This window comes from Pedobacter sp. AC464, from assembly GCF_979253075.1.
Map to the genome: position 1 here is coordinate 373,561 of NZ_CEEDBV010000002.1, position 24,052 is coordinate 397,612.

The 24,052-nt window shown below is 40.4% G+C and carries 20 protein-coding genes; 9 read left to right on the forward strand and 11 right to left on the reverse strand.

The genetic code is table 11. The features are described 5' to 3' along the window. Positions 1-37 precede the first annotated feature (37 nt). The 3 genes from AC0IWT_RS12325 to AC0IWT_RS12335 all read right to left on the reverse strand — a co-directional run bounded on the left by AC0IWT_RS12325 (position 38) and on the right by AC0IWT_RS12335 (position 5,412). Positions 38-1,360: a RagB/SusD family nutrient uptake outer membrane protein gene (locus AC0IWT_RS12325; protein ID WP_471797423.1), complete on the reverse strand. Its 1,323-nt coding sequence runs from the start codon at positions 1,358-1,360 to the stop codon at positions 38-40. 73 nt (positions 1,361-1,433) lie between these two features. Continuing rightward, positions 1,434-4,661, reverse strand: a complete 3,228-nt coding sequence (locus AC0IWT_RS12330; RefSeq protein ID WP_471793763.1) for a SusC/RagA family TonB-linked outer membrane protein — start codon at positions 4,659-4,661, stop codon at positions 1,434-1,436. A 1-nt stretch (position 4,662) separates the two neighbouring features. Next, positions 4,663-5,412, reverse strand: coding sequence for a TlpA family protein disulfide reductase (locus AC0IWT_RS12335; protein ID WP_471793764.1), 750 nt, complete (start codon positions 5,410-5,412; stop codon positions 4,663-4,665). 640 nt (positions 5,413-6,052) lie between these two features. On the opposite strand from AC0IWT_RS12335, the gene AC0IWT_RS12340 reads away from it, so the two are divergent. From AC0IWT_RS12340 to AC0IWT_RS12350, 3 genes are all read left to right on the forward strand, one after another. Further along, positions 6,053-6,427, forward strand: a complete 375-nt coding sequence (locus tag AC0IWT_RS12340) for a helix-turn-helix domain-containing protein (protein WP_316796387.1) — start codon at positions 6,053-6,055, stop codon at positions 6,425-6,427. Positions 6,428-6,486: 59 nt separating this feature from the next. Beyond that, positions 6,487-7,218 (forward strand): LytR/AlgR family response regulator transcription factor, encoded by a 732-nt coding sequence (locus AC0IWT_RS12345; protein WP_316796386.1) that lies wholly within the window; start codon positions 6,487-6,489, stop codon positions 7,216-7,218. A 262-nt stretch (positions 7,219-7,480) separates the two neighbouring features. Beyond that, positions 7,481-8,569, forward strand: coding sequence for a sensor histidine kinase (locus AC0IWT_RS12350; protein WP_316796385.1), 1,089 nt, complete (start codon positions 7,481-7,483; stop codon positions 8,567-8,569). Positions 8,570-8,589: 20 nt separating this feature from the next. On the opposite strand, the gene xth is transcribed toward AC0IWT_RS12350, so the two are convergent. From xth to AC0IWT_RS12390, 8 genes are all read right to left on the reverse strand, one after another. Further along, positions 8,590-9,360, reverse strand: coding sequence for an exodeoxyribonuclease III (xth, locus tag AC0IWT_RS12355; RefSeq protein ID WP_471797424.1), 771 nt, complete (start codon positions 9,358-9,360; stop codon positions 8,590-8,592). Beyond that, complete coding sequence (locus AC0IWT_RS12360) at positions 9,357-10,130, reverse strand: DNA-formamidopyrimidine glycosylase family protein (protein WP_471797425.1); 774 nt, start codon at positions 10,128-10,130, stop codon at positions 9,357-9,359. Before AC0IWT_RS12360 ends, xth begins: the two co-directional genes overlap by 4 nt. Positions 10,131-10,134: 4 nt before the next feature. Beyond that, positions 10,135-10,491: a DUF3606 domain-containing protein gene (locus AC0IWT_RS12365; protein WP_471797426.1), complete on the reverse strand. Its 357-nt coding sequence runs from the start codon at positions 10,489-10,491 to the stop codon at positions 10,135-10,137. Further along, a complete protein-coding gene (locus AC0IWT_RS12370; RefSeq protein ID WP_056095133.1) occupies positions 10,442-10,750 on the reverse strand; it encodes a hypothetical protein in 309 nt (102 codons plus the stop codon). Before AC0IWT_RS12370 ends, AC0IWT_RS12365 begins: the two co-directional genes overlap by 50 nt. Then, complete coding sequence (locus AC0IWT_RS12375; RefSeq protein ID WP_056095135.1) at positions 10,737-10,928, reverse strand: DUF3606 domain-containing protein; 192 nt, start codon at positions 10,926-10,928, stop codon at positions 10,737-10,739. Before AC0IWT_RS12375 ends, AC0IWT_RS12370 begins: the two co-directional genes overlap by 14 nt. 98 nt (positions 10,929-11,026) lie before the next feature. Further along, complete coding sequence (locus AC0IWT_RS12380; RefSeq protein ID WP_471797427.1) at positions 11,027-11,848, reverse strand: SOS response-associated peptidase; 822 nt, start codon at positions 11,846-11,848, stop codon at positions 11,027-11,029. Between the two features lie 2 nt (positions 11,849-11,850). Continuing rightward, complete coding sequence (locus tag AC0IWT_RS12385) at positions 11,851-12,087, reverse strand: hypothetical protein (protein WP_147273668.1); 237 nt, start codon at positions 12,085-12,087, stop codon at positions 11,851-11,853. Positions 12,088-12,124: 37 nt separating this feature from the next. Next, positions 12,125-12,757 (reverse strand): hypothetical protein, encoded by a 633-nt coding sequence (locus tag AC0IWT_RS12390; protein ID WP_471797428.1) that lies wholly within the window; start codon positions 12,755-12,757, stop codon positions 12,125-12,127. Positions 12,758-13,008: 251 nt separating this feature from the next. Between AC0IWT_RS12390 and AC0IWT_RS12395 the strand changes: the two genes are divergently transcribed. The 6 genes from AC0IWT_RS12395 (at position 13,009) to AC0IWT_RS12420 (ending at position 24,050) form a co-directional block, all read left to right on the forward strand. Then, positions 13,009-13,746, forward strand: a complete 738-nt coding sequence (locus AC0IWT_RS12395; protein WP_471797429.1) for an ImuA family protein — start codon at positions 13,009-13,011, stop codon at positions 13,744-13,746. 5 nt (positions 13,747-13,751) lie between these two features. Next, positions 13,752-15,260: a Y-family DNA polymerase gene (locus AC0IWT_RS12400; RefSeq protein ID WP_471797430.1), complete on the forward strand. Its 1,509-nt coding sequence runs from the start codon at positions 13,752-13,754 to the stop codon at positions 15,258-15,260. Positions 15,261-15,272: 12 nt separating this feature from the next. Continuing rightward, positions 15,273-18,503: an error-prone DNA polymerase gene (locus AC0IWT_RS12405; RefSeq protein ID WP_471797431.1), complete on the forward strand. Its 3,231-nt coding sequence runs from the start codon at positions 15,273-15,275 to the stop codon at positions 18,501-18,503. Between the two features lie 358 nt (positions 18,504-18,861). Beyond that, positions 18,862-19,743: a DUF4007 family protein gene (locus tag AC0IWT_RS12410; protein WP_471797432.1), complete on the forward strand. Its 882-nt coding sequence runs from the start codon at positions 18,862-18,864 to the stop codon at positions 19,741-19,743. Continuing rightward, positions 19,736-22,951, forward strand: coding sequence for an AAA family ATPase (locus tag AC0IWT_RS12415; RefSeq protein ID WP_471797433.1), 3,216 nt, complete (start codon positions 19,736-19,738; stop codon positions 22,949-22,951). The genes AC0IWT_RS12410 and AC0IWT_RS12415 overlap by 8 nt, the downstream gene beginning before the upstream one ends. Further along, on the forward strand, positions 22,938-24,050 hold the full coding sequence (locus tag AC0IWT_RS12420; RefSeq protein ID WP_471797434.1) for a phosphoadenosine phosphosulfate reductase domain-containing protein: 1,113 nt from the start codon (positions 22,938-22,940) through the stop codon (positions 24,048-24,050). The genes AC0IWT_RS12415 and AC0IWT_RS12420 overlap by 14 nt, the downstream gene beginning before the upstream one ends. The last annotated feature ends 2 nt before the right edge of the window (positions 24,051-24,052 follow it).

The window sequence follows — 24,052 nt, forward strand, 5'->3', positions numbered from 1 at the left end:
AATGGCCACTATCCGTAAAGATAGTGGCCATTTCTTTTTAATTCTGAGGCATGCCCGAGGATTCAATCACGTCCGTTGGCAAGGGGAGTGCATAATATTTTGACTCAGGAAGTAACGTATAGGTTTTACCATCTACTATACGTTTGAGGATAATTCCCTCACCCTCTTTATTGTATCTTTTGATATCCGCAAAACGTAATCCACGGAGCAAAAGTTCCTTTCTTCGCTCATCCCTTATTTTCTTTAAAGCATCGTTTTTATCGACAGCTGAAAATGGTACAAAAGCAACGGTACTCTTCCAACGTGTTTTCATCAGGGTATTGAGATCTTCCATGGCACCAGTGATATCTCCTACTGCAGCTTTACTTTCGGCGCTTGTAAGGTAAAGCTCGTCTGTTGCAAAACCCGAGAAACAGACGGTTGCACTTGCCGCATAGCTACCTTTGAACTGCTGATAGGGTGCTGCAATTTTGAAAAAAGCTGTTTTCCTTAAATCATTGGTATTGTAGCTTGAATATAATACTGAATCGACTCTTGATCTGGTCAGATTCGTTATGCCAAAACTTGTATAGAGTTCTGCATACCATATCGTTTCCTTATTAAACTTTTTTACCGGCACGTTACTAGTCAGCGCGAGCAGATCGGAATCCCCGTTAAAGTTCATCAATTTGTTATTAAACTTTAGGGCATCTGTAGCATACTTTAATGCTAGATCGTACTTGCGCATATAAAGGTAACATCTTGAAAGGAGCGCTGCGGCGGCGCCTTTGGATGGCCGCAAAGGGTGCTGAGGGTAGTCCGGCAATAAATCCATTGACTGCAGTGCGTCATTGATAACCTGTTGATAACTTTCCTTTACGGTAGCCCTTTTTGATGGCACATTAAAATCAGAAGTTGTTCTAAGTGCAATACCTAGTTCACTTGCTGAGCTTGCCTCATCATATGCTAAGCCATACTGACTGGTGAGCATCAGAAAATAATATGACCTAAAAAACAGCGCACTTCCCTTTGCATTATCCCAGAGCTGTGCATTAGGACCGATTCTGTCAATGTTGTTCAATAACTCCAGGGACAAGTTGCAATTGTATACCGCAAGGTATCCTGTCTGCCAGTCGTTGCCAAACCTGTAAGGTGTAGGTCTCCAGGTATAGGCTTCCTGCCCTGTGACGCCAATGGCGTTGTATCCAGCAAGGGGTAAAAAGATGTCATCACTTGATGCATCGCCGAAAGATGGGCATGTGCGTAGATTCATCAGGTTAGCATCATCAAGCAACCCCTGCACATCGCTTAATGTTGAGGGAACGACCAATCGAGAATCAGATTTGATCTCAAGATATTTCTTGCACCCAGAGAGGAGCATGCCTAGGCAAATGATCATCATCACTGCCATATGACCTAAAGTTTTCCTTTTCATGTTGTTAAATTATTTTGTGTTAAAATGTACCCCTGATTCCAAAATTTATTTGTCTGGATGGTGGAATCACAGCAAAGTAATCAGGGTCGTAACCAGATTTATTTTCTTTCCATAATATCCCAACGTTCTGAACGCCGGAGAAAACCTCAAGACTCCGGAATGGAAATTTCCATTGAGATGTATTGAAAGAATATCCGAGCCTGATGTAATCCAGTCGGATATGATTTCCGGAAATTATATTTACTTCTGATGCAGAATAGAAAGCATCTCTCAAAGTAGATGCCGGATAAGTGAAAGAGGGAACAGTTGTAAACTCTTCATCTCCAGGCTTCTGCCACCTACTGGTAAAATCTGAGTGGCCGGCTCCATAGGCAATGAGATTAGAATATACAATTGAAGGCTTTCTAACCTTATAACCAAGCTTAAAATTCATGTTAAAGGACAGGCTCAATCCTTTGAAAGAGAATGTATTGATCAATGATCCAAAATAGACCGGACTTGATGGCCCCATATAAACCATGTTATTTCCACTACTTGAAGCCTCGGTAATTATTGCACTATAGTTTGTACTCAACTGCCCGTTAAGATATCCCTGTGGATTGCCATTCGCATCAAGCCCACCCCACTTATAGGCGGCAACAGAATACAGCGGATATCCCTCAAGAGGACTTATCACATTATTACCAGAGAGTAATGCGTATATACTTGAGGAGGCATTTCTGTAATACTTTCTGGTCTTACTCAAATTATAGCTGAAATAAAGATCTGTTCCCCAGCTAAACTTGGTCCCTTTAAAGTTTTTGCTATGCAGATCCAAATCAAAACCCTTTCCATTCATGTCCGCTACATTCATGACGATAACATCCCTGCCTCCCCATGCCGTATAATCAAAGCTTGCTGAACCGTATAGATCGGTTCCGTTTTTAATATACCAGGAAAAGGATCCGGTTAAAGCCTGTTTCCTAAGTTCAAAGTCCAGCTTTACGTTTAGCTGGGAAAGTTGTTCCCATTTCAGGTCGGGGTTATTGATCACATTAATCCTGGTAATAGGAAAGCCTGTAATAGTATTAGTGGCGTAACCTCCGATTGGCAGGGCCGTCTTGGTCAAATCTACGTTGCCACTATAGCCGAATGTTCCTGTCAGTTTCAAGGCCGGCAACCCTTCCAGATTATAAAAGGGTTCTTGCGAGATATTCCATCCCAGGCCAGCGGACCAGAGCGGTTTCCATTTATCATTTGTATTTGCCCCGAAAATATTTGAACCATCTCGTCTTATACTTCCTGAGAAAACATATTTCCCTTTATAGCTATAAGCAAGGTTTGCATAAAGGCTGATAAACCGATATTCAGTCCTTGTCAATGTATTTGCCCCTCCTATCTGACTAGAATTACCAGTTAAATATTCTGGATAATATCCAATTGGGTCTACCAGCGTAGTATAAAGTGGGTCTTCCAGGTAACCCATTCGCCGTGTCGCATTTCCGGAGGTACTTGAGGTGCGCAGTTCAGCACCAGCTATTGCAGTTATACTGTGTACACCATAAATCCTATTATAATTGAGCTGTGTTCTTCCAGTCTGGGAGTTCACGTTAGATTCCTCTGAAGATAGAATCCCACCTAAGGGAACTGGACGGGTAATAATTCCAGTTACCGCATTATACCGGGTAAATGTATTTACCAGGTCCCTGGCAGCAAAACTGTTAACATCGGACAAATGGTCCTGGGTGATTCTCTGGCGCTGGTTTTGGTAGCTAACCGTAAAATTCAGGGCATCAGAAATTTTATATTTCAAGCTTAGGTTTGCGAAAATCTCCTGTGAACTTCTTTTAAAATAGTCGTGTTTATAATCATCAAGTGGATAGTATTTCCAGTCTAGAAGCCTACCTTTCGCTAAAGTATCTGTATACGCCGAACGGTATAAGGTTGCTAAACTCGTTTGGGAACTGAGGTCCAGATAAGTCGGGTAACGTCCCCCTATGGTTAATGAATTATAGCCTGGTCTCCCAGTTTTACTATTGAGGTTTGTAAAATAAATATTTGAACTTAAATCAAGATCTTTCAGCAGTTTGAAATCATTCGACAAGTGAAGGTTAATCTTATCGCTGGTATTGTAGGTCTCTCCTTTTATCCGGTCATATGCTGCTGAAAGGACGTACGTGTTCCTTTCGCTTCCACCTCTAAAACTAAGGTTATATTGCTGGGTGATCGCATGGGTATAGAAATTATCCAGATAGGATTGCTGCGAACTGTTTTTTTGTAGGCTTTGAATCTGGTCGGCGGCATTTGCTTGAGTGATTTGTCCGTTTCGCTGAGCCAGGAACACCTCAACAGCAGGAGTAAGGGCCAGCCATGGAGTTGTAGTGATGCGATCGTTAAAATACCCTAAATCGAAAAGCTGTTTTTCTACAGCAATATAATCATTGTTGTTCATCTCCCGGAGAGATTTGAGATTGGGGATTGACTGGATGATCACCGTGGGATTAATGGAAACCTGCATGGGTTGATTTGGCTTTCCCTTTTTCGTAGTTAAAACAATCACCCCGTTTCCAGCCCTTGAGCCCCATATCGAGGCAGCAGCCGCATCTTTCAAAATTGAAATATTCTCTATGTCGTTGGGATTTATGTTTACAATGTCCCCTTCGTAAATAAAACCATCAAGAATAATTAATGGATCCAGAGGCCCATCAATGGTTCCAAGGCCTCGGATGGTAATGTTGGTACTATTTTGTGGATTGCCGTTATTTTTTCCGGTTTGCAAAAGCAGCCCACTGCTCTGTCCAATGATCCTATCTAGTATATTTGTCCCTGTGCGGGCATTTATTTGCTTTTCATTAATCACTGAAATAGTTCCATTGATTTCATTGGGTTTGGATGTCTGGTAACCAGTCTGAATTACTACTTCGTCCAATTGCTGGATTTCCTCAGTCATTTTTATAGTCATAAAGCCATTTGTTTGCTCATAAATTCTTGTGATACTTTTATAGCCAGTTGAGGTGAATCGAAGGGTATCCCCCAAGTTCAAGTTCTTGATCGAAAAAGTTCCGTCAGCGTTTGCGAGCACAGCGCCTCTTTTTGTCCTAATTGTGACCGTAATGCTTTTACCATCGAGATCGGTGACCTTGCCATGAATTTCTTTAGTTGCTTGTGCCATGGCGGTAAAGGCAGATAGGATAATTAACAATGCTGCCATTGTAAATAGGAAAAAATTCCATCTTGTATGTTCTCTGTCATTATAATTAAATTTCATTTTAATCTTTTTTAGATTGTAGATTTAATGTTAGTCCGGCAATTAAACGTTCAATATTTGGGGCCGTTACCTGATCAGCCCTAGTGATAGCTTTGACCCTTCCATCTGCTCCTATCCAGATATAGTGAGGCATACTTTTTATAGGGAAGATCTCTCTTATTAAGCTATCGCTTTTCACGATCGGCAAAACAAAATTTTTTATGCTAACCCTTTCCTGGATCAAAAAATCCTTCAAGATGTTTTCATCATCTTTAGGGTAAGCATTCATTAAAAAAATCTGAAGGTGTTTGGCATACCTTTTCTGGAATTCGTCCATCTTCGGAAATTCCTTGATGCATGCAGAACAATATGTTGCCCAAAAATCTAAAATGACTGCCTTACCCCTTAACTGAGAGAATTCAATTGCATCAACTTTATAGTTAGAAATTTTAGTGATTGTAATGTCAGGGATCTTATCACCTATCATTGGAGCTTTAGAGATATTCTTTTTCTGGGCAGATAGTGTGAATGGACATAGTAATATTGCGCATACAACACGTAGAATTACCTTTCTTTTAATGAATGCTAAGTTTAATTCCCTCAGCGACAGGGCGGCTAGTGATTTGACCAAATCTGCATGTGATTGAGTGAGCACTATGGTTTCGGAAACTTGGCGATTACCCCTTCTGCTGAACAAAAGATTCGGCAAAACATTTTTCCATAAAAAAATGCATGGCAAAGCCCTAGCGATAAAATTTATCGTTTTTTTCATTGTTGTTAGTTTGGTTAGTTGATCAGGAAATTAAATGAGGATTTCTCAATTATTAGAAAACTAAGGCAGGTCCATTATTAAAAGAACCTATTTTCATCATTAACCATTAAGGTGACCTGCCTTAGCCTGGCATCTTATTCGGGAGAACAGATAACCAGGCTAATTAGGATGATGAATGTCCATCCGAGAGTATAAAAAACAGAGATTTGAGGGCCTAAAAAGTAGGCAAGGAAATAGCACGTGTTGCTGAAATTTAAAGAAATGATGATTTCGAATGCTTTCATGGCTAATCTATGTTAACCGAAAGTTAAACGGAAAAGGGCCGCCTTTACGCTTTATTTGAAGTGAAGGTGTAGGACCACCACCGCCTTTCAGCGGCCGAACTCAAATAAAGCAGGCGACCCAAATCCGTATGCTACACAAAGATAGCATAGGAATTGAGTTTTACCTACCTCTCGTGTTCGAACGTCCTACTTTTCACCACAAGTTCTTTCAGTAATTACTCAATCCAAATTAATGGAAGTTATGTTCTATTGTTTTTCTATATCGTTAATTTTGTTAAAGCTAAGATACAAAAGATTAACCAAATCCACAAGTGGAGTTGACTTAAATCATCAAAATCAGTCACTTGCGGATGTAAATGATATCACCTGAAGATGAGTTAATTTTTATTGAAATCTCGCAGTTAGATTTCCTGTTGATTGAAAGAGTCAGGACTTTAAGAATTGCTAATGGGATGACTCAGCTTCAGCTAACTCAGAAAATGAAATTAGCTGATGGATTTATTTCAAAGGTAGAAACATTTACAGAACGTGCTAAATATAGCATTAGACATATAAACTTGTTAGCGAGCGCTCTCAATTGCACAATACAAGATATCCTCCCCTTAGAGCAGCCAAAGTATGACATGGTCATATTGACTTTAAGGAGGACAAATAAAATTAACAAAGATGGTTCCCTGTCACAAAAGAAAACTACGGATGTGATCAAAATCGAACCGAAAGAGAAAAGTTAATTTTTGGATATGCAGAGTAGTTGAGGGATCATATTTGCGATCACCCTAAACTTTGACATATGGAACAACTTCGTTGCGTCGTTATAGACGATGAAAAACATTCAATCTCAATTCTTTCAGACTACATTGAGACCAACCCAAACCTAGAACTGGTTAAGACCTATCTTGACCCATTAACTGCACTTTCTCAAATCAGTATAAAGGATAAAATAGATTTCATCTTCCTTGATATAGACATGCCCGAAATCACTGGGATTGAGTTGGCGAAAAAGTTGGTAAACAGAGCTCGCTTTATCGTTTTTACAACTGCTTTCACAAAATATGCTATTGAAGCATTCGAGGTAGACGCTTCCCGATATTTGGTAAAACCAATTTCAAAGCCAAAATTCATAAAGACTGTTTGGGATATTTTAGATGGGGAAACCAAAAAGATTGAAAAAGCTAAGCAAGCAGCCAAAAAATATTTTTTCGTCAGTATCGGCGATAGAGGTCAGCGACTGCGAATCAAAATATCTAAGATCTTATTTTTTGAAAGCGAAAAAAACTACATTAAAATCGTAACGGAGGAGACCAAGTACGTGGTATACCTGACCATGAAAGAGGTAGAAAAAGATTTTTGGGGAACACTTTTCTACAGGGTTCATCGATCTTTTTTTGTGAATGCGGAAAAAGTTGAAAAAGTTATTGGAAATACCCTGCGGTTGGGTTCATATGTAGTACCAATGGGAAACAACTATAAGGAAAGCATAAACGAATTTTTAGAAAGAAAAACATTAAGATCCGGCCGGTAGTCTTAAATTTTTTTCAGTTTTTAAAAGGGCATTAACGTGGACTAACTAGGGTCTCATTGGAAATAATGATAATACTTGAATTAGTTGGATCCGTTGACATCTTTTGCATCTTTTGCTGCGATTTAAAAACAAATACTGTTTTTTTAATCAATTTTTTAGGGGTCTGTTTCATCTTTTTTATTTTGAAACTAGGCCCATTTTAAAGCGTAAAAGAAGTTTTTACACCGCGATAAATTGAGGTTACACTAAAAGCAATTATAGCATGACAAAGAAAATTTTTGAATGGGGAAAAACCCAGAAACTGCACCTAATTGGCTGGACTTCATTTATTATTTTAGAAATAGGGTTAGTTGGTTTATCAATTGGTTTTTTTGGTAAGCCCCTCAATTATTTTCTTCACTATACCTTGAACATTATCCTGTTCTACACAAATGCTCACTTGGTGTTAATGGGAAGTTTCAAAAAGAATAATCCTTGGGCAAGAGTATTTTTTTTGATGATCATTCAGATTGGCCTTTATGTCATTGTGAGATCAATACTTAACTATATCCTGGCTGATACGCCAAAAGCCTTTGACCTGGTCACAGTGGTAAATAATTATAAAAGCTTTTTTCAGTCACTTTGGCGTGGCCTTTTCTTCATCGGTCTATCCTGCTTTTACTATCTGTTTTTAGAATATAAAGATGAGCGGGTTCGGCGCGAGCAATCTGAGAAACAAGAATATTTAAACGAACTTAAAACAAAGGAAATCCAGAACGAACTGAATATTGCCAAATATGAATATCTGCGTGCCCAGATCAACCCGCACCTCTTGTTCAATACTCTGAGTTTTTTATATGATAGCATCCGAAAGTTTAACGAAGATGCCGGCGAAGCAGTCCTCAACCTTGCGGAACTTATGCGATTTAGTTTAGACACAAGGGAATCGAGCGAAAACTTTCCAAAGTTAGAGGAAGAGCTTAACCAGATCTATAATTTAATTTCACTGAATAAAATCAGAAAAGACAAGGAACAGTATATCGATCTTTTCTTTCCTGAGGAAGTAAAGAATTTTCACTTTATCCCACTGGTAGTAATTACATTGTTGGAGAATATGCTCAAACATGGAAATTTACAAAAACCAACACAGCCGGGACGGTTAGAGATAAAACTGGGTGAAAAAGAACTTTCGATACATACTACCAATTTAATCAACACAAAAATTCACAATTCCGGATTTAATAAAGGGATGGAAAATATTGAAAAGCGACTTAGCCTTGCATACGGTGATAGATTTTCATTATCATACGGGAAAAGAGATGAAAACTATTTTGATGTCACAATGATTTTAAAAATCGATCCAGCTGTTTAACCTTTTGGATAGAATATATTTTACGGGTTTATTTCAATCCAGACCGGGCAATGATCACTTGTTCCCTGCCAACCGCGAACATGTTTGTCAACACCGCCACCAGTCAGCTTCTCCGACAAAACCGGAGACAGCAGAAAATGATCCAGTCGCAAACCGGCATCTCTTGCGAATGCATTTCGAAGATAATCATAAAAAGTATAGATAATTTCATCAGGATATAGGGTTCTTATTGCATCGGTCCAGCCCAGTGCCAAAAGCTTCTTATATGCTTTTTTAAATTCGGGGAAGAACAGTGCATTATTCCTGAACCTCTCGGGGTTATAGAGGTCGAGATTGGTTGGGATGACATTGTAATCACCAATGAGAACTGTCGGAAGGTTAAGCGAAAGCAGTTTTTTAGAATGAGCCGTCAGCCTCTTGAACCATTTTAGTTTATAGTCAAATTTAGGTCCCGGCGCAGGATTACCGTTGGGAAGGTAAATGCATCCTATAATAACACCATTAATGAAAGCTTCAATGTATCTGCTATGGTCATCATCCGGGTCACCGGGCAGGCCACGCCTTGTTTCTTTGATTTCTGTCCTGGATAGGATTGCCACTCCATTCCAGCTTTTCTGTCCCTGCCATATGGAATGGTAACCAGCATCCATCAATTTTTTAGCAGGAAAATCCTTGTCCTGGCATTTGATTTCCTGTAAACATACAACGTCCGGCGACCGCTCTTTTAACCATTTGAGCAGAATTTCGATTCTGCCATTGACACCATTAATGTTGTAAGTGCTTAGAATCATTCAAAAAGTTCTTGCGATTTGGTATAATAAGCTTTTCGCCCACCGATTTTTTCAGACAAGATCTCCTCACCCTTTGATGTCTTTTTTATTTCGGCACCATGTACCGACATAAAATCACGAAGCTCACCGTTTAGCTCATCACCATTTGCGTCTGCAATTTTCGATATCGCTTCGGTCAATACAGATTGTATGCTTTTGTATAGTTTTTTTGCTGCTTTGTCCGGAATGGCTTTGGCAACTGAAAAAGGAGAAATGCCGGCATGATAGAGTATTTCATCCGAATAGAAATTACCAATTCCACGAATCAAATGCTGATCCATTAACAAAGTTTTTATCGATGTTCTCTTTTTAGCTAGTAAATCAAAAAAATAATCCTCTTCCATCTCAAGCGCGTCTGGAACATCGGTATATTCAGGATTTAAGGTGGGTGTTGCCTGCTTTTGAAGATCGATCAATGCAAATGCATCACCCCCTTCAAAATGAAACCCTAGAATCTGGAAGCGTGGCGGCTCATCCTGATCTATGGAGATCAGTTCGCCCCTGAGCATTAAATGAAGACCGAGAACCTGTGAACCTGAGAAAATAAGTTGAAGCGTTTTTCCGGAACGCTGAACATCCAAAAGTTCTCTTCCTTCCAAAGCTCTTTTTATTTCCTTGGCCGAGACATTAATTTTTTTGGATTCCGTAATTTCCAGCGTTTCCAAAATCTGCCCTTTGAACTTTCGGGTTAGTATCTGAGCAAATACGGTTAAATCTGGTAATTCTGCCATGGCGCTACGCGGATAGATATTTCTTGATTTCGCGAATGGAATTTCCCTGCAATAGCGCTGCGGATTTTAGCTCACCCGTACTAATCTGAAACTGTTCAGCCCAATAGCGGAGTTCCCTAGGATCATCTACATTTAGCTCTCCGTCATTTGTCCCAAACTCCTGTGGTTCCAGGGAATCAAGATCGCTTTCAGTTTCATGTCTGTCGAGGCAATCATCAGAAGTGGCGAATTTTTCTAAATTACTGTCGCTATCGACTCCATTTCCAAACTTTGGCTGACTGTTTTGCTGATTATCCATAACTATATTTAGATTACTGTTTTTTTCTAACCGGGTAAAACTGATCATAAAAGGACTGAACATGATCAGGCGTTGTACTGCTTAGAATTTTTTGAACATAATCCACTACAGGATCCCCGGTGGTACTGTTGCGGAGATGAGCCTTGAGTTTTTCATCCCAGTTGTTTACAGCTTCAGCAACAGAATTCCCTCTTCCAAGTATCGATTCATGGATATCCTGAGGGAGCACACAGAGAAAACCCGGAGATTCACTAAAAATCACTGCTCCAAGTTTTCCGGCAAGCCCATCAAGTGAGACATCTACCGACTTACGCCTTGGCATTTGACTTAATATATTCGGCAATTTTCGCCCTGGAAGAACTTCCCGACGCTTTAGCCAGTTCCTTATATTGAGCAGAAGTTACTCCAGCCTGTTTTGCTGCATAAGCAACTTCGCTTGCATCGTTCAGATCAACTTTTGAATCTTCTCTGCCATCCTGTTTCTGTTTGTTATCGCTCATGATATTAATTTTTATGATATAACCGATCTCAACTGAAAATGGTTTTAAAATCTAAACGACCACCACTAAAAAGTGCTTTATGGAAGCATCCAACCGTGTTAAATCGCGTACTCGATAGCGGGTAGGTCTTCATAAATAAAGGGCGTTGATGGTTCAAGTGTCGACAAAAACTCTTTCGCAATCGTGCATGCATCCATTTGTTTGGCAGGAAACTGACTGGATGCAATCTCGGTGATTCGCTCATCGCTTAAATCTCCGAACATCCATTCATAGGCAAGTTCATCATTTAAAATGGTAGGCATACGTTTTTTGGAATTATGGACCTGTTCCATAAGCGGATTGGCCGGCGCGGTAGTGACAGCGACTGTCTCAACAATTTCCCCGGTTTCCTGATCGGTCCACTCCTGATAAATTGCCGCCATGTAGAAGTATTCCTCGTCCTTAACAGAAATGTAGTAAGGATACTTAACGGCAGTTTTTAAGGGCTCTCCTGTTTTCTTGTTCTTCGGAAATACATGGCGCCACTCATAAAATCCCGTTGAAAGCACGAGGCATCTGCGCTCGCGGGCTGCCTTTGCATAAATTGAAGGACCACCTTTTTCATTTGAAAAAAGATTTTCAGCTTTTGCATTGAGTGTTGTATATCCGATATGCCATTTACCGGCAGCATCTTTATACCCATTGCGAAAATTCTTTGCAGCCTCGCGATTTTTGAGGTAAGGAGGCAAAAAACCCCATTCCATCTGCACGATATCAAAGTTTGTCTGCTCTGCATCTCTTTTTAATACCGCCACGGGTGAATAGGCAAAGCCATTATGAATAGCCCTGTCCAGAAACTGATAATTTTTTACTGCCTTTTCAAGTTGAAGGAGTGATATAAACTCTGCCCTTGAAACGCGTTGACCATTGTAGTAACACATAATTATTTATTTTTCAAATGTTCAGCAATCTTTTTACCAAAAAATTCGGCCTCTATCTGTCTTCCCTGCGGAACAGATGTCCAGAATGGCCTGTAACCATTCGCTTCGGTTACGTTTAGTGGTGGTCTTCCATCCGAGAACTCGATCCTATATATTTCACTGCCTCCGATCAGATGCGAGGTAACGATCATCTTAATATCGGGCAGGACAATCTCAAAAGCCTCTTCTATTTTCATCATCTTAAAAATACAAAATCGTTAACCAAATAAAAAATGGTTAGTTGATGCCTATAATTACAAAATACGGATCACCAGATTTCTTAACCATCAGGTCCAGGTGCTCCTCGAAATCAACGAGGTTTAAGACCTCATCTTTTAAGAACGTAGTGAAGACCTCCATATCTATTTCCTTTGCGAGAATCACCTCAAGGGTTTCACTACTCTTCCACTGGGTAGACTCAATTTCGGGATAGGCCCCTCTTAAAAGTGACGGATATCCCTGTCTGGAAAAAGCCTCTGAGAGCTTGGATGCGATATCCCAGATATGAGGCGCTAGTTCTTCATCAAGTGTGTCCCATTGAAGACCAAGATTTTCATCACGCCACATGCTTCCAAGGTATTTACCATCCAACCTCACCCCGTAGCATTCGCCTGAAGTTTCTACAACAGCCTCTTTTATCCCGCTGTCGGTGGGGATTTCAAAAATATATCTTTCCATATTCAGTCCGATTTCCAATGGTTTTAACTGCTTAGTCAACTTAAAATGTTTTTTTGAGAAAATCAGATAAGCTGCAGTTAAGGAAAATCCGAGAATACCGCCAATTATCAGTTCACTGCGGTGTGCTTTTGCCCAGCTAACCAAATTTTCTTCTATATCACTGAATAAGCTGTTTACTTCTTTTCTGTTCATTTCATAACAACATTTTTTGAGCATTTAGGTTTTGAAAATCAGGAAGATGAAAAAAATTTACCGCCAATAAAAACCCAGCAATCAATAAAACCAAACCGTTGTTTTGATAATAACATTTCATGTACCTAAAAATTAACTTTCCACCAAAACGGTAATGTTTTCCATAATTCATTTTTTACTAACATTTTTAGCTTTATGTTTGTTGTATAATTTTATAATACTAAATATAATAGTATTTAATTCAATAAGTCATGAATGCCAAAAAAGAGTTACTTCAGAAATTGCAACAGGATATCCTGTTATGGCAGGGGCTTAAACCCCAATGCACAGGCAATGCCGAACGCATCGGACTGGGAGAGATTGAAAATTCATTTCCCGGTGGTGTTTTTCCTAAAAAGGCAATTCATGAATTTATCACAATTCAGCCGGAGCATTCGGCGGCCAGTGACGGCTTTATCGCCGGGCTACTTTCCGTCCTTATGGAAAATGGTGCGGCCTGTGTGTGGGTAAGCACGACCCGGAATCTCTTCCCCGCTTCTTTGAGCTTATTTAACGTAGAGCCTGAGCGCATTATTTTTATGGATGTTCAGAGCGAAAAGGATGTGCTATGGATTACAGAGGAGGCCATCAAATGTGAGGGGCTTGCGGCGGTTGTGGCAGAACTGAACAATGTGAGTCTTATAGAATCCCGCAGGCTGCAGCTGGCGGTTGAGACCAGTGGTGTTACGGGATTTATCCTGCGCAAGGACGGAAATAAAAAGGCGAGCACCGTGGCAACAGCAAGATGGAAAGTCAGCCCGCTTCCTTCAGTTACGCAGGACGGCTTGCCCGGGATCGGATTCCCGCGCTGGCAGGTTGAGCTGCTAAAAGTCCGTAATGGAAATCCAGGAAGCTTTATACTGGAATGGGCAGGCGAAAAATTTGAAGAAATTAAGAAAACCGGTAATCAACCGATTTGGTCTGATCTGGAGGGCAGACAAATTGGATAGCTATTATGCAAAGGCGTTTTGTTTCGATATGGTTCCGCCAATTACTGGCTGACTGGCAGCTTATCCGCCGTCCTGAACTAGCCGAGGTGCCTTTTGTTTTCGCTGCGCCCGACCATGGGAGGATGATGATAACTGCTGTAAATCCATTGGCATTGACCTTTGGCGTCGAGGTCGGCATGCGTGCAGCGGATGCGAAGGCCGTATGTCCGGGTCTCGAGGTTCTGGACGATAAACCAGGCCGTGCAAAAAACCTTCTAAGAGGACTGGGCGAATGGTGTGTGCGCTATTCGCCCATTGTTTCCATTGACGAATTTAGGATGGACGGACTGTTACTTGACGTTTCAGGCTGTCCGCATCTTTGGGGTGGAGAGCGGGAATACCTGAAAGAGATTGTCAGCAGGTTGAAAAGCAAGGGCTATACCGTACGCTTAGCGATTGCCGATACACCCGGCGCTGCATGGGCGGTGTCCCGGTTTGGTAAAGTTATGCCATTGATTCCTTCCGGCGAACATGTAGACGCTCTGCTCAGTCTGTCTCCTGAGGCGTTAAGACTGGAAGATACAATTCTTGCGAAACTTCGCAAATTGGGGTTCTACCAGATAAAAAGCTTTATAGGGATGCCCAGATCGGTACTCCGCAGGCGATTTGGTGAAGATTTTTTATTGCGGCTGGCTCAGGCTATTGGAACTGAAGCAGAAGCGCTTATTCCATTAAAGGTTCCCGTAGCATTTAGCGAAAGGCTAGCCTGCATGGAACCGATCAAAACCAAAACTGCAATTGAGATAGCGATTCAAAAGATGCTTGCGAATCTGTGTAACAGGATGCAATCTGAAGGTAAGGGATTGCGAACAGGAATATTGACAGGGTACCGTATCGATGGAAAAATTGTGCAGGTTTCCATCGGAACCAGTGGCGCTTCGCATAGTGTGAGTCATCTATTCAAACTTTTTCAGTTAAAGATCGATCAGATCCGACCAGCCCTGGGAATTGAACTATTTGTTCTTGATGCGCCAAAGGTGGAGGATGTCGATGTGCCCCAGGAAGAAATGTGGTCATCCAAGCCCGGCCTGAATGATACCAGTGTCATCAGGTTTTTGGACCGTGTTGCCGGAAAGGTTGGTGCACAGGCGATCCATCGCTTTTTGCCTGCAACCAGATATTGGCCGGAACGTGCAATATCAAAGGCAGCTTCGGTAACCGAAAAAGCCTCAACTCCATGGCGAACAGATAAGCCCCGGCCGACCGAAATGCTTAAGGTTCCAGCCCCTATTGAGGTAATGGCGCTTATTCCGGATCATCCGCCAAAGTTTTTTATTTATAAAGGCGTCCGCCACCTGGTTTCAAAGGCAGACGGTCCCGAGCGGATTGAGCGCGAATGGTGGATGGATAAGGGAGAGCATAGGGATTATTATCAGGTGGAAGATGAAGAAGGATGCCGCTACTGGCTTTTCCGTTCCGGACACTATGGTGGGGAACAACAATACAAGTGGTTTATTCATGGATTTTTTGCTTAAAGGAGATGGGTTATGGCTTACAGTGAATTACAGATTACCTCAAACTTCAGCTTTTTGCGTGGCGCTTCGCATGCGCACGAACTGGTTGAACAGGCCGAAATCTTCGGTTATAAAAAAATAGCCATAACCGACAGGAATACCCTTGCCGGAATTGTACGTGCGCATGCTGCCTGCCGTGAGAAAAACATAAAACTAATTCCCGCCTGCAGGCTGGATCTGCTGGATGGACCGAGCCTGCTCGCCTATCCGACGGATAGGGAAGCTTATGGGCGCTTATCTGCACTATTGACATTGGGTAATATGAGGGCAGAAAAGGGCAGCTGCCATATTTCCCGTGCCGATGTTTACGCCCATAGCAAAGGGATTCTTTTTGCCCTTGTAATGCCGGGCGCTTTGAACCGCCGCTTTGAATATGAGGCTAGCTTTATCGCCTCAGTTGCAGAATATCGCGACGCTCTAGGTGGTCAGCTTTACCTTGCGGCGACAAGATCTTATCTGGGAAACGATGATAAGCTGATATTTAGAACTTCACAGCTTTCCAAATTTTACGAAATACCGGTAGTCGCAACAGGCGACATCCACTATCACAATCCTTCACGAAGAGAACTTCAGGATGTACTGACCTGTGTTAGGGAGAAATGTACCATTCAGGAAGCAGGATTCCGATTGCATCAAAATGCTGAGCGGTACATGAAAGAGGTGGCAGAGATGGGCAGACTTTTCAGAAAATATCCAAGCGCAATCCACAATTCGATGGTCATTTCCGAAGCTTGCAATTTTTCTCTGGACGAGCTAAGATATGTCTACCCAGAAGAAATCAACCCAAGCGGACGCACCCCAATGGAAGAGCTCGAATTTTTGACGTGGAAAGGCGCTAATGAATTTTATGGCGAAGAGATCCCGGAAAAGGTTGTCAACATGATCCATCATGAAATGGCTTTTGTAAGGCAGATGGATTATGCGAATTATTTCCTTTTTGTTGAGGATATTGTTCGTGAGGCCAGATCCCGTGGGATTCTCTGCCAGGGACGGGGCTCTGCAGCCAACTCTGCAATTTGCTTCGTGCTTGGTATTACCTCTGTCAATCCGATGAAGTTTGATTTGCTATTTGAGCGTTTCATCTCACCGGCCAGAAACGAACCGCCGGATATTGATGTCGACTTCGAGCATGAAAGACGAGAGGAAATCATTCAGTATATCTATACCAAGTATGGACGTGACCGTGCAGCTATAGTTGCGACGGTTACCCAGCAACACCAGAAGGGAGCCATCCGGGATGTAGGAAAGGCTATGGGGCTATCTGTTGATACAATCAACCGACTGTCAACCTCGATCTGGGAATTTACCGATGAATGGTTCGAAGGAAAACGGGTGACTGAGCAGGGACTGAATCCCGATGACCCGCACTTAAAAAAGACGCTGGAGCTTACTTCTCAGATGATGGGCTTTCCCCGCCAGCTTGGGCAGCACACTGGTGGATTTGTGGTCACGCAAGGGAAGCTCACCGACTTATGCCCAATTCTGAACGCTAGAATGGCTGACAGAACCAATATCGAATGGAACAAGGATGATATTGACGCGCTCGGTTTTTTGAAAGTCGATGTGCTTGCTCTTGGGATGCTGACCTGTATCCGCAAGGCTTTTGATCTATGCAGAGATTATTATGGGGTCCAGTATACCCTGGCAAACATACCACAGGATGACCCGGAGGTGTATGACATGATCTGCCTGGCCGACACCCTTGGCGTATTCCAGATCGAAAGCCGGGCACAGATGTCCATGCTTCCAAGGCTTAAGCCAAGAGAATTTTATGATCTGGTGATAGAGGTCGCAATCGTGCGCCCAGGACCTATCCAGGGAGATATGGTTCATCCTTATTTACGCAGACGCAGCGGCGAAGAACCTGTTGTCTATCCTTCACCAGAACTAGAAAAAATTCTTGGACGCACGTTAGGCGTTCCGCTGTTTCAGGAACAGGCGATGAAAATTGCTATAGTAGCGGCAGGCTTTACCCCTGCTGAAGCTGATGGCCTTCGTCGCAGCATGGCAACATTCAAGTTTAAAGGAATGGTGAACCAGTATGAGCAAAAACTCATCGACGGAATGATGAATAAGGGGTATACAGAGGAATTTGCAAAAAGGATATTCAGGCAGCTGGAAGGATTTGGGAGTTATGGATTTCCCGAAAGCCATGCTGCCAGTTTTGCCCTGCTCGTTTATGTATCCTGTTGGCTCAAACATTATTATCCAGACGTATTCGCAGCAGCGTTGCTCAATAGTATGCCGATGGGCTTTTACCAGCCGGCGCAGATTGTAATAGATGCACAGAAACACACTGTCGAGGTTCGAGAAGTTGACGTCAACCATTCCTTTTGGGACAATAAGCTCGAGGAAAAATCAGGAAAATACTTTGCGCTCCGGTTGGGGTTCAGGCAGATCAATGGTATCAGATCGGACGATATGGATATATTGGTCAATGGTCGCGGAAGTGGCTATCAAAGTATTACCGCAATCAGGGATGCAGGAATATCGATTGCCACCCTGGAGCGGCTGGCCGATGCAGATGCATTTCGTTCGATGGGAATGGATAGGCGAAAAGCACTTTGGGAAGTTTCTGCCTTAAAAGATATGCCGGAGGAATTGTTCAAGGGGCAACCTTCTGAAAGCGTATTGGAAACGCAGGTTGAACTTCCGCTAATGGGCAAGGGAGAGCATGTCGTTCAGGATTACGCAACTACGGGACTTTCTCTGAAAGCACATCCGGTAAGTTTTGTTCGCTCGCAGCTCGATATGCTCAACATCAGAACTTGCCATCACATCAACAATGATTCGACTGACGGTCAACTTATAAAGGCAGCCGGGCTGGTATTGGTACGACAGCGTCCCGGAACAGCGGGCGGTGTATGCTTCATTACTATTGAAGACGAAAGCGGATATTGTAATTTAGTAGTATTTGAAAAATTGTTTGAAACTTACCGCAAGGAAATCCTGCATTCAAGACTGCTGATGGTCGAAGGCCGTCTGCAGCGCGAGGGACAAGTCGTACATGTAATCGTGAGCAGATGTTTTGATTTTACAAAAATGCTCGGCAAGCTGGTACAGCGGGAGGTAGAAGAACTTCCATTATTAACCTTAGCTCATGGCGATGAAAAGGCCACACCAAACACTTCCCAAAATATAAGACCCAAAGTTCGTGAGGAAACTCAAGCGAAAGCATTCCATGGCGGCAGGAACTTCAAATAGGCTTTATTCAACGATTACAAACCGTGTAAATGGTTGGGAAACTGAGGCTTGCCACAGGAGTACCGTATAAATTTTTCAAACCCGGTCTATCGAGCCAAGAAGGCTACCTGGCACATAATCAGGAAACATAACGCCCAAGATACAGGTTTTGAAACTTGCATATAACATCGAAACTTACCTAATTTAGCTTAGTGGTATGTCGTGGACAACATATTCCGAAGTGTGTTTATTGGGCTTCAAAAGATGCCCCATTCTGTTGATAATATCATGCTCAATTATCACTTCAATGACAATAAAAATGAAGAACTTTCTTATATTAACGAGTATCTTTGTACCCTTATGTTTAAAAATCTAACAAATGAAAATAGGCTTTAGTGGACACGAAACTTTCGTTTGCAGACAGTTTTGGCTAAAAAAGGGTTTTGATTATATTAAAAATGGGAATTCATTTTCACGAGAGGAGGCTGTCGTAGAATTGGGTGTAGGAAGAAATATGGTTTCAGCAATAAGATTTTGGCTCAAAGGATTTGATATTTTAGACAAAGAACATGAGGGTCTAACTGAGCTTGGAAGTTATTTATTTAAAGATGGAATAGGCAAAGACCCTTTTCTTGAAGATACTGCTTCTCTATGGTTGCTTCATTATTCAATCATAAAAAATGAAAAGGTATTTATATTCAATTCTTTCTTTAACGAATTTTCAAAAGAAAAAGTTGAATTTACCAAAGATCACCTTATCTCTTTTTTAAAACGTAAAACGGAGGAAAGTGATTTACGGCTATTCAGTGCTAAAACTTATGAGTCCGATGCAAATGTTTTTATTCGCACCTATCTAAGATCTATCGACGGGAAGGCTGACATAGAAGATGAAACATCAAACCTCCTTACAGAACTAAATCTGATAACACCGTTTACATTTAGGGATGTGGATAATAAGTTAGTTCAGTGGTATAGATTAAACCAAACAAATAGAGAAGAAGTCCCTTTGCACATAATATTATTTGCAATTATAGATAGGTATGAAAACAGTAATTCTATTGCTTTTAATGAATTATTTGAAGGTTTGAATGCGCCAGGTGTAATATTTTCTATTACAGAGTCTGGTTTGGAGAATAAATTAAAAGAGGCTGTTGAACACTGGCCAACAAATTTAATATATAATAGCACCGCAGGAAATAGGGTATTGCAAATAAGAAAGCCCTTAGATAAGTGGTCAGTTTTAAATGAGTATTATGGTTAAGCAGTTTTCACCATCAACAAATATATTGGATAATAATATTGACTTCACTCAATATATTATCACCTCAAATGTACAGGCAATTTTTGACGAAATAACTTTGAGTTATGCAGGCGGATTCCGGTCTTTTACCCTCGTTGGTGCTTACGGCACAGGTAAATCTACATTTCTGTCAGCTCTTGAAAGTCATTTGCACGGGCAAAAACTATTCTTCGATTTAAGGAAGTGGGCGACATCAGCTGACTTTATTTCGGTTAAAGTAGTTGGCTCATACGATTCAATTCTTGAAAAGATTGCTGAAGCTTTAGATATCCAAGCAAATAATCCTAGTCAGTTGCTAAGCGGCCTAGAGCGCTATGTGAAAACTCGTAACCGTGAAGGAAAGGGTGTCCTGCTTATAATTGATGAATTTGGTAAGTTTCTGGAATATGCCGCCGCGCACAATTCAGAGAAAGAATTATATCTTTTGCAACAACTGGCAGAATATGCAAACACCAAGAGCAATGAATTTTTGATTATAACTACTTTACATCAAGACTTCTCAGCTTATGCAGGAAAGTTAAGTAAAGCTCAAAAAAATGAATGGGTCAAAGTAAAAGGACGCTTTAACGAAATTGTATTTAACGAACCAGTAGAACAACTGCTTTTTTTAGCGGGTAAAAGATTAAATGGATCAATCCCTAAAGGTAAGAAAAAGCAATTCCAAAGTATATATGAAGTAATTAATGAATCGAATGCTTTTCCTTTACGGGATTTTTTCAGTGAAACATTTGCAGAACAATTATACCCGCTTGATATATTGTCAGCAGCTACCTTGGCTTTGTCTTTACAGGAATATGGACAAAATGAACGTTCTCTCTTTACATTTTTGGATAGTGATATTCAGAAAGGGATTAATGGCTTCGACCATCAGAAATATAGTTTCTACTCATTGTCGCATGTCTATGACTATTTAAATCACAGCTTACACTCTGTTATAAAATCTAAGCTTAATCCAGATTATTCGAAATGGGCAGCGATCCGCATAGCTTTAGAGCGGGTAGAGGGAGAATTCACCTTTAAAAAACATAACTTATATTTTAGGATAATCAAAACAATAGGGCTGTTGAATATTTTTTCAAGTTCAGGGGCAAAATTAGATGAAGCATTTCTGAAAACATATGTTTCCAATGCGGATGGGGAGAACGTTGAGGATGCTATTCAAAAATTAAGCGAAAAACAGATTGTTCGATATAATCCATATGCTCACCGTTATAACTTTACTGAGGGAACTAGTGTAGATATAGACGAGGCTATTCAAAAAGCGGCGGCAGATGTCACCAAAAATGCGGATTTAATAGGTTATCTCACCAAGTATTTTTCATTATCGACCGTCTCTGCTAAGAGAGCATATTTTGAGTTTGGAACCCCTAGGATATTTGAATACAGAATTACACAGGAATTGTATAATAAGTATCCGGAAGATGAGATTGATGGCTTTATTAATCTGATATTTAACGATAGCTTGTCTAATGAAGATGTTCAAGCTGAATCTGAAAAGACTGATGCGGCAATTCTCTATGGCAATTTCAAAAATTCAGCAGACATAAAACACCTTGTTGAGGACATACAAAAAGCGGAAATTGTTACATCAAAATATCCTAAAGACCGCGTTGTACAACAAGAAATGGGGCAGATAATAGATTTGCAAAAGAGTTTGCTTACACATTTGGTTTTGGGGAGTTTTTTCAATGAAGATATAGTACAATGGTTCTTTAGGGGAGAGAAAATTACAGTAAATAATAGTCGGGCTTTTAATGCTGAGCTTTCAAATATTTGCCAATCTGTCTATTGGAAAACACCAGTGCTGAAAAGCGAGCTGATTAACAAATCAAAACTTTCTCCAGCAGTTGGTACAGCAAGAAAAGAACTGTTAAAGGTAGTCGTTGAGAATCCTGAAAAGGAATATTTGGGGATTGAGGGTTTTCCGCCAGAAAAAAGTATTTACTTGTCTCTATTAAAGGAAACAAGCATCCATACTTTTAAGGATGGAGAATGGCAATTCGAAGAGAATATAACGGGCAGTTTCAAAAATCTTTTCGATGAATGCAATAGATTTATAGAAGGTTCCAAGGGGGCTGAAAGAGCTATTGATGAATTATATGCTATGTTAAGTAAGCAGCCATTTAAAATGAAAAAAGGTTTTCTTGATTTTTGGATTCCAATATATGTCTTTATTAGAAACGAAAGTTTTGCCTTGTACGGAAAGAATGGTTTTGTCCCAGATATAGATTTTAATGTCTTGGAGCTGCTAATAAAAAACCCAAAAGATTATCATATTAAAGCTTTTGATTCCGATGGTATAAGAGTCCAGTTATTTAATAAATATAGAGAGTTTCTCAGTTTGGAAGAACTAAAACAGACTTCCAACGATAGTTTTATAAAAACTGTTGTTCCATTCATTAAGTTTTATAAAGATCTAAAGGAATATAGTAAACACACAAAAAAAATATCTAAGAAAGCCATAAAGATTAGATCTGCATTGGCTAATTCTGTAGATCCAGAAAAGCTGTTTTTTGAGCAATTTCCTGAAGCATTAGGTTATGATATTGTTCAGTTGAATAAGGAACCTGAACTGCTTAAAGGATTTATCGACGACCTTCAAGGATCAGTTAGGGAGTTGAGAGGTGCTTATGATGGCTTACTGAACAGATTTGAATCAATAATTAATTCATTGTGGGGGGACACCCTTGATTTTAATAGTTATAAATCACAGCTTCGGGCTAGATATAACAGTTCATTAAAACATAATCTATTGTTGCCTTCTCAAAAGACTTTTTATGATAGGCTACTTTCACCGTTGGACGATCGTAACGCATGGTTGTCATCGGTTTCACAATCAGTCATTGGTAAAACCTTAGATAGGATTAACGATGATGAAGAGCATATACTTTATGATAAATTTTTGAATGCAATTCATGAATTGGACAACTTAAACGATATCTATCTTCAAAATGTGGATTTGGACACTGAAGATGTATTTAAGTTAGAGATTACGCAGCCTCAAAACGGGCTAAGAAATAAGATAATCAGGTTGCCAAAACAAAGGACCGAAAGCATTCTAGCTTTTGAAAAAAAACTTGAGGAAATATTTTCTAAAGAACAAGGTTTAACTAAAATCGCTATATTGGCTAATCTTCTAAAAAAAGAATTGGATAATGATGAAAAATAGTGTTGTGAAGCATGTTTTAGGAATTTCGGGGGGCAAAGACAGTGCTGCCCTTGCTATTTATATGCGAAGCCTATATCCTCAAATGGATATTGAGTTTTACACTTGTGATACTGGCAAGGAACTGGAAGAAACCTACCAGCTTATTTCTAACTTGGAAACGTATCTTGGAGTTAAAATTAATACCTTGTATGCCAATACTGCTGACCACGATAACCCATTTGATTTTTATCACCAGCTATTTGGCGGTTATTTGCCATCATCGAATGCTCGTTGGTGTACTAGAAAGTTAAAAATAGAACCGTTCGAAAATTACATAGGAGATACTCCAACCATATCTTATGTCGGTATTAGGGGAGATGAGGATAGAGAAGGCTATATTTCAACAAAGTCAACTGTTCAATCGATATTTCCCTTTCGTAGAAATATGTGGAGCGAGGAAGTTGTTGGGATGGTGCTGAAAAATGAAAACAATGATAGGCTGAACTCCCTATATAAGGACCTACTTACAGCTTCTCTATATAATCGTGCAAAAGATGTTATAGAAACTCCTGTTTCTTCTTCATTCAATCAAAATCAAAAGATGAATGCCTTGATGGGGTTAGGCATTAAAGAATTTAATCATGCGGTGTTCCACTCTTTACAAGGCACAAATTTACCTATTGGCTCGTTAGACTCATTTCCCCTAATTGAAAATGAAGATATCCTAATAAGAGAGGATATATTTAAAATATTACGTGAAAGTGGCGTTGGAGTTCCTGGTTATTATGAGGAAATTCCTTATGAAGTGAATGGGCAGATTGGGAAATATAACCGCAGTCGTTCAGGTTGTTTTTTCTGTTTTTTTCAACGCAAAATCGAATGGGTTTGGTTATACGAACAAAATCCAGCGAAATTCTTTTTGGCAATGGAATATGAAAAAGATGGTTATACTTGGATGCAAAATGAACGTTTGGAAGAACTGATTAATCCAGAACGTATAAAACAAATTAAACAAGAATTTTTAACCAAACAACAAAACGCTGCTCAAAATTTCCGCTCGAACAAACTCATTGATATACTTGATGCAGAAGAAGAAGGATGTGCAGCATGTTTTATATAAAT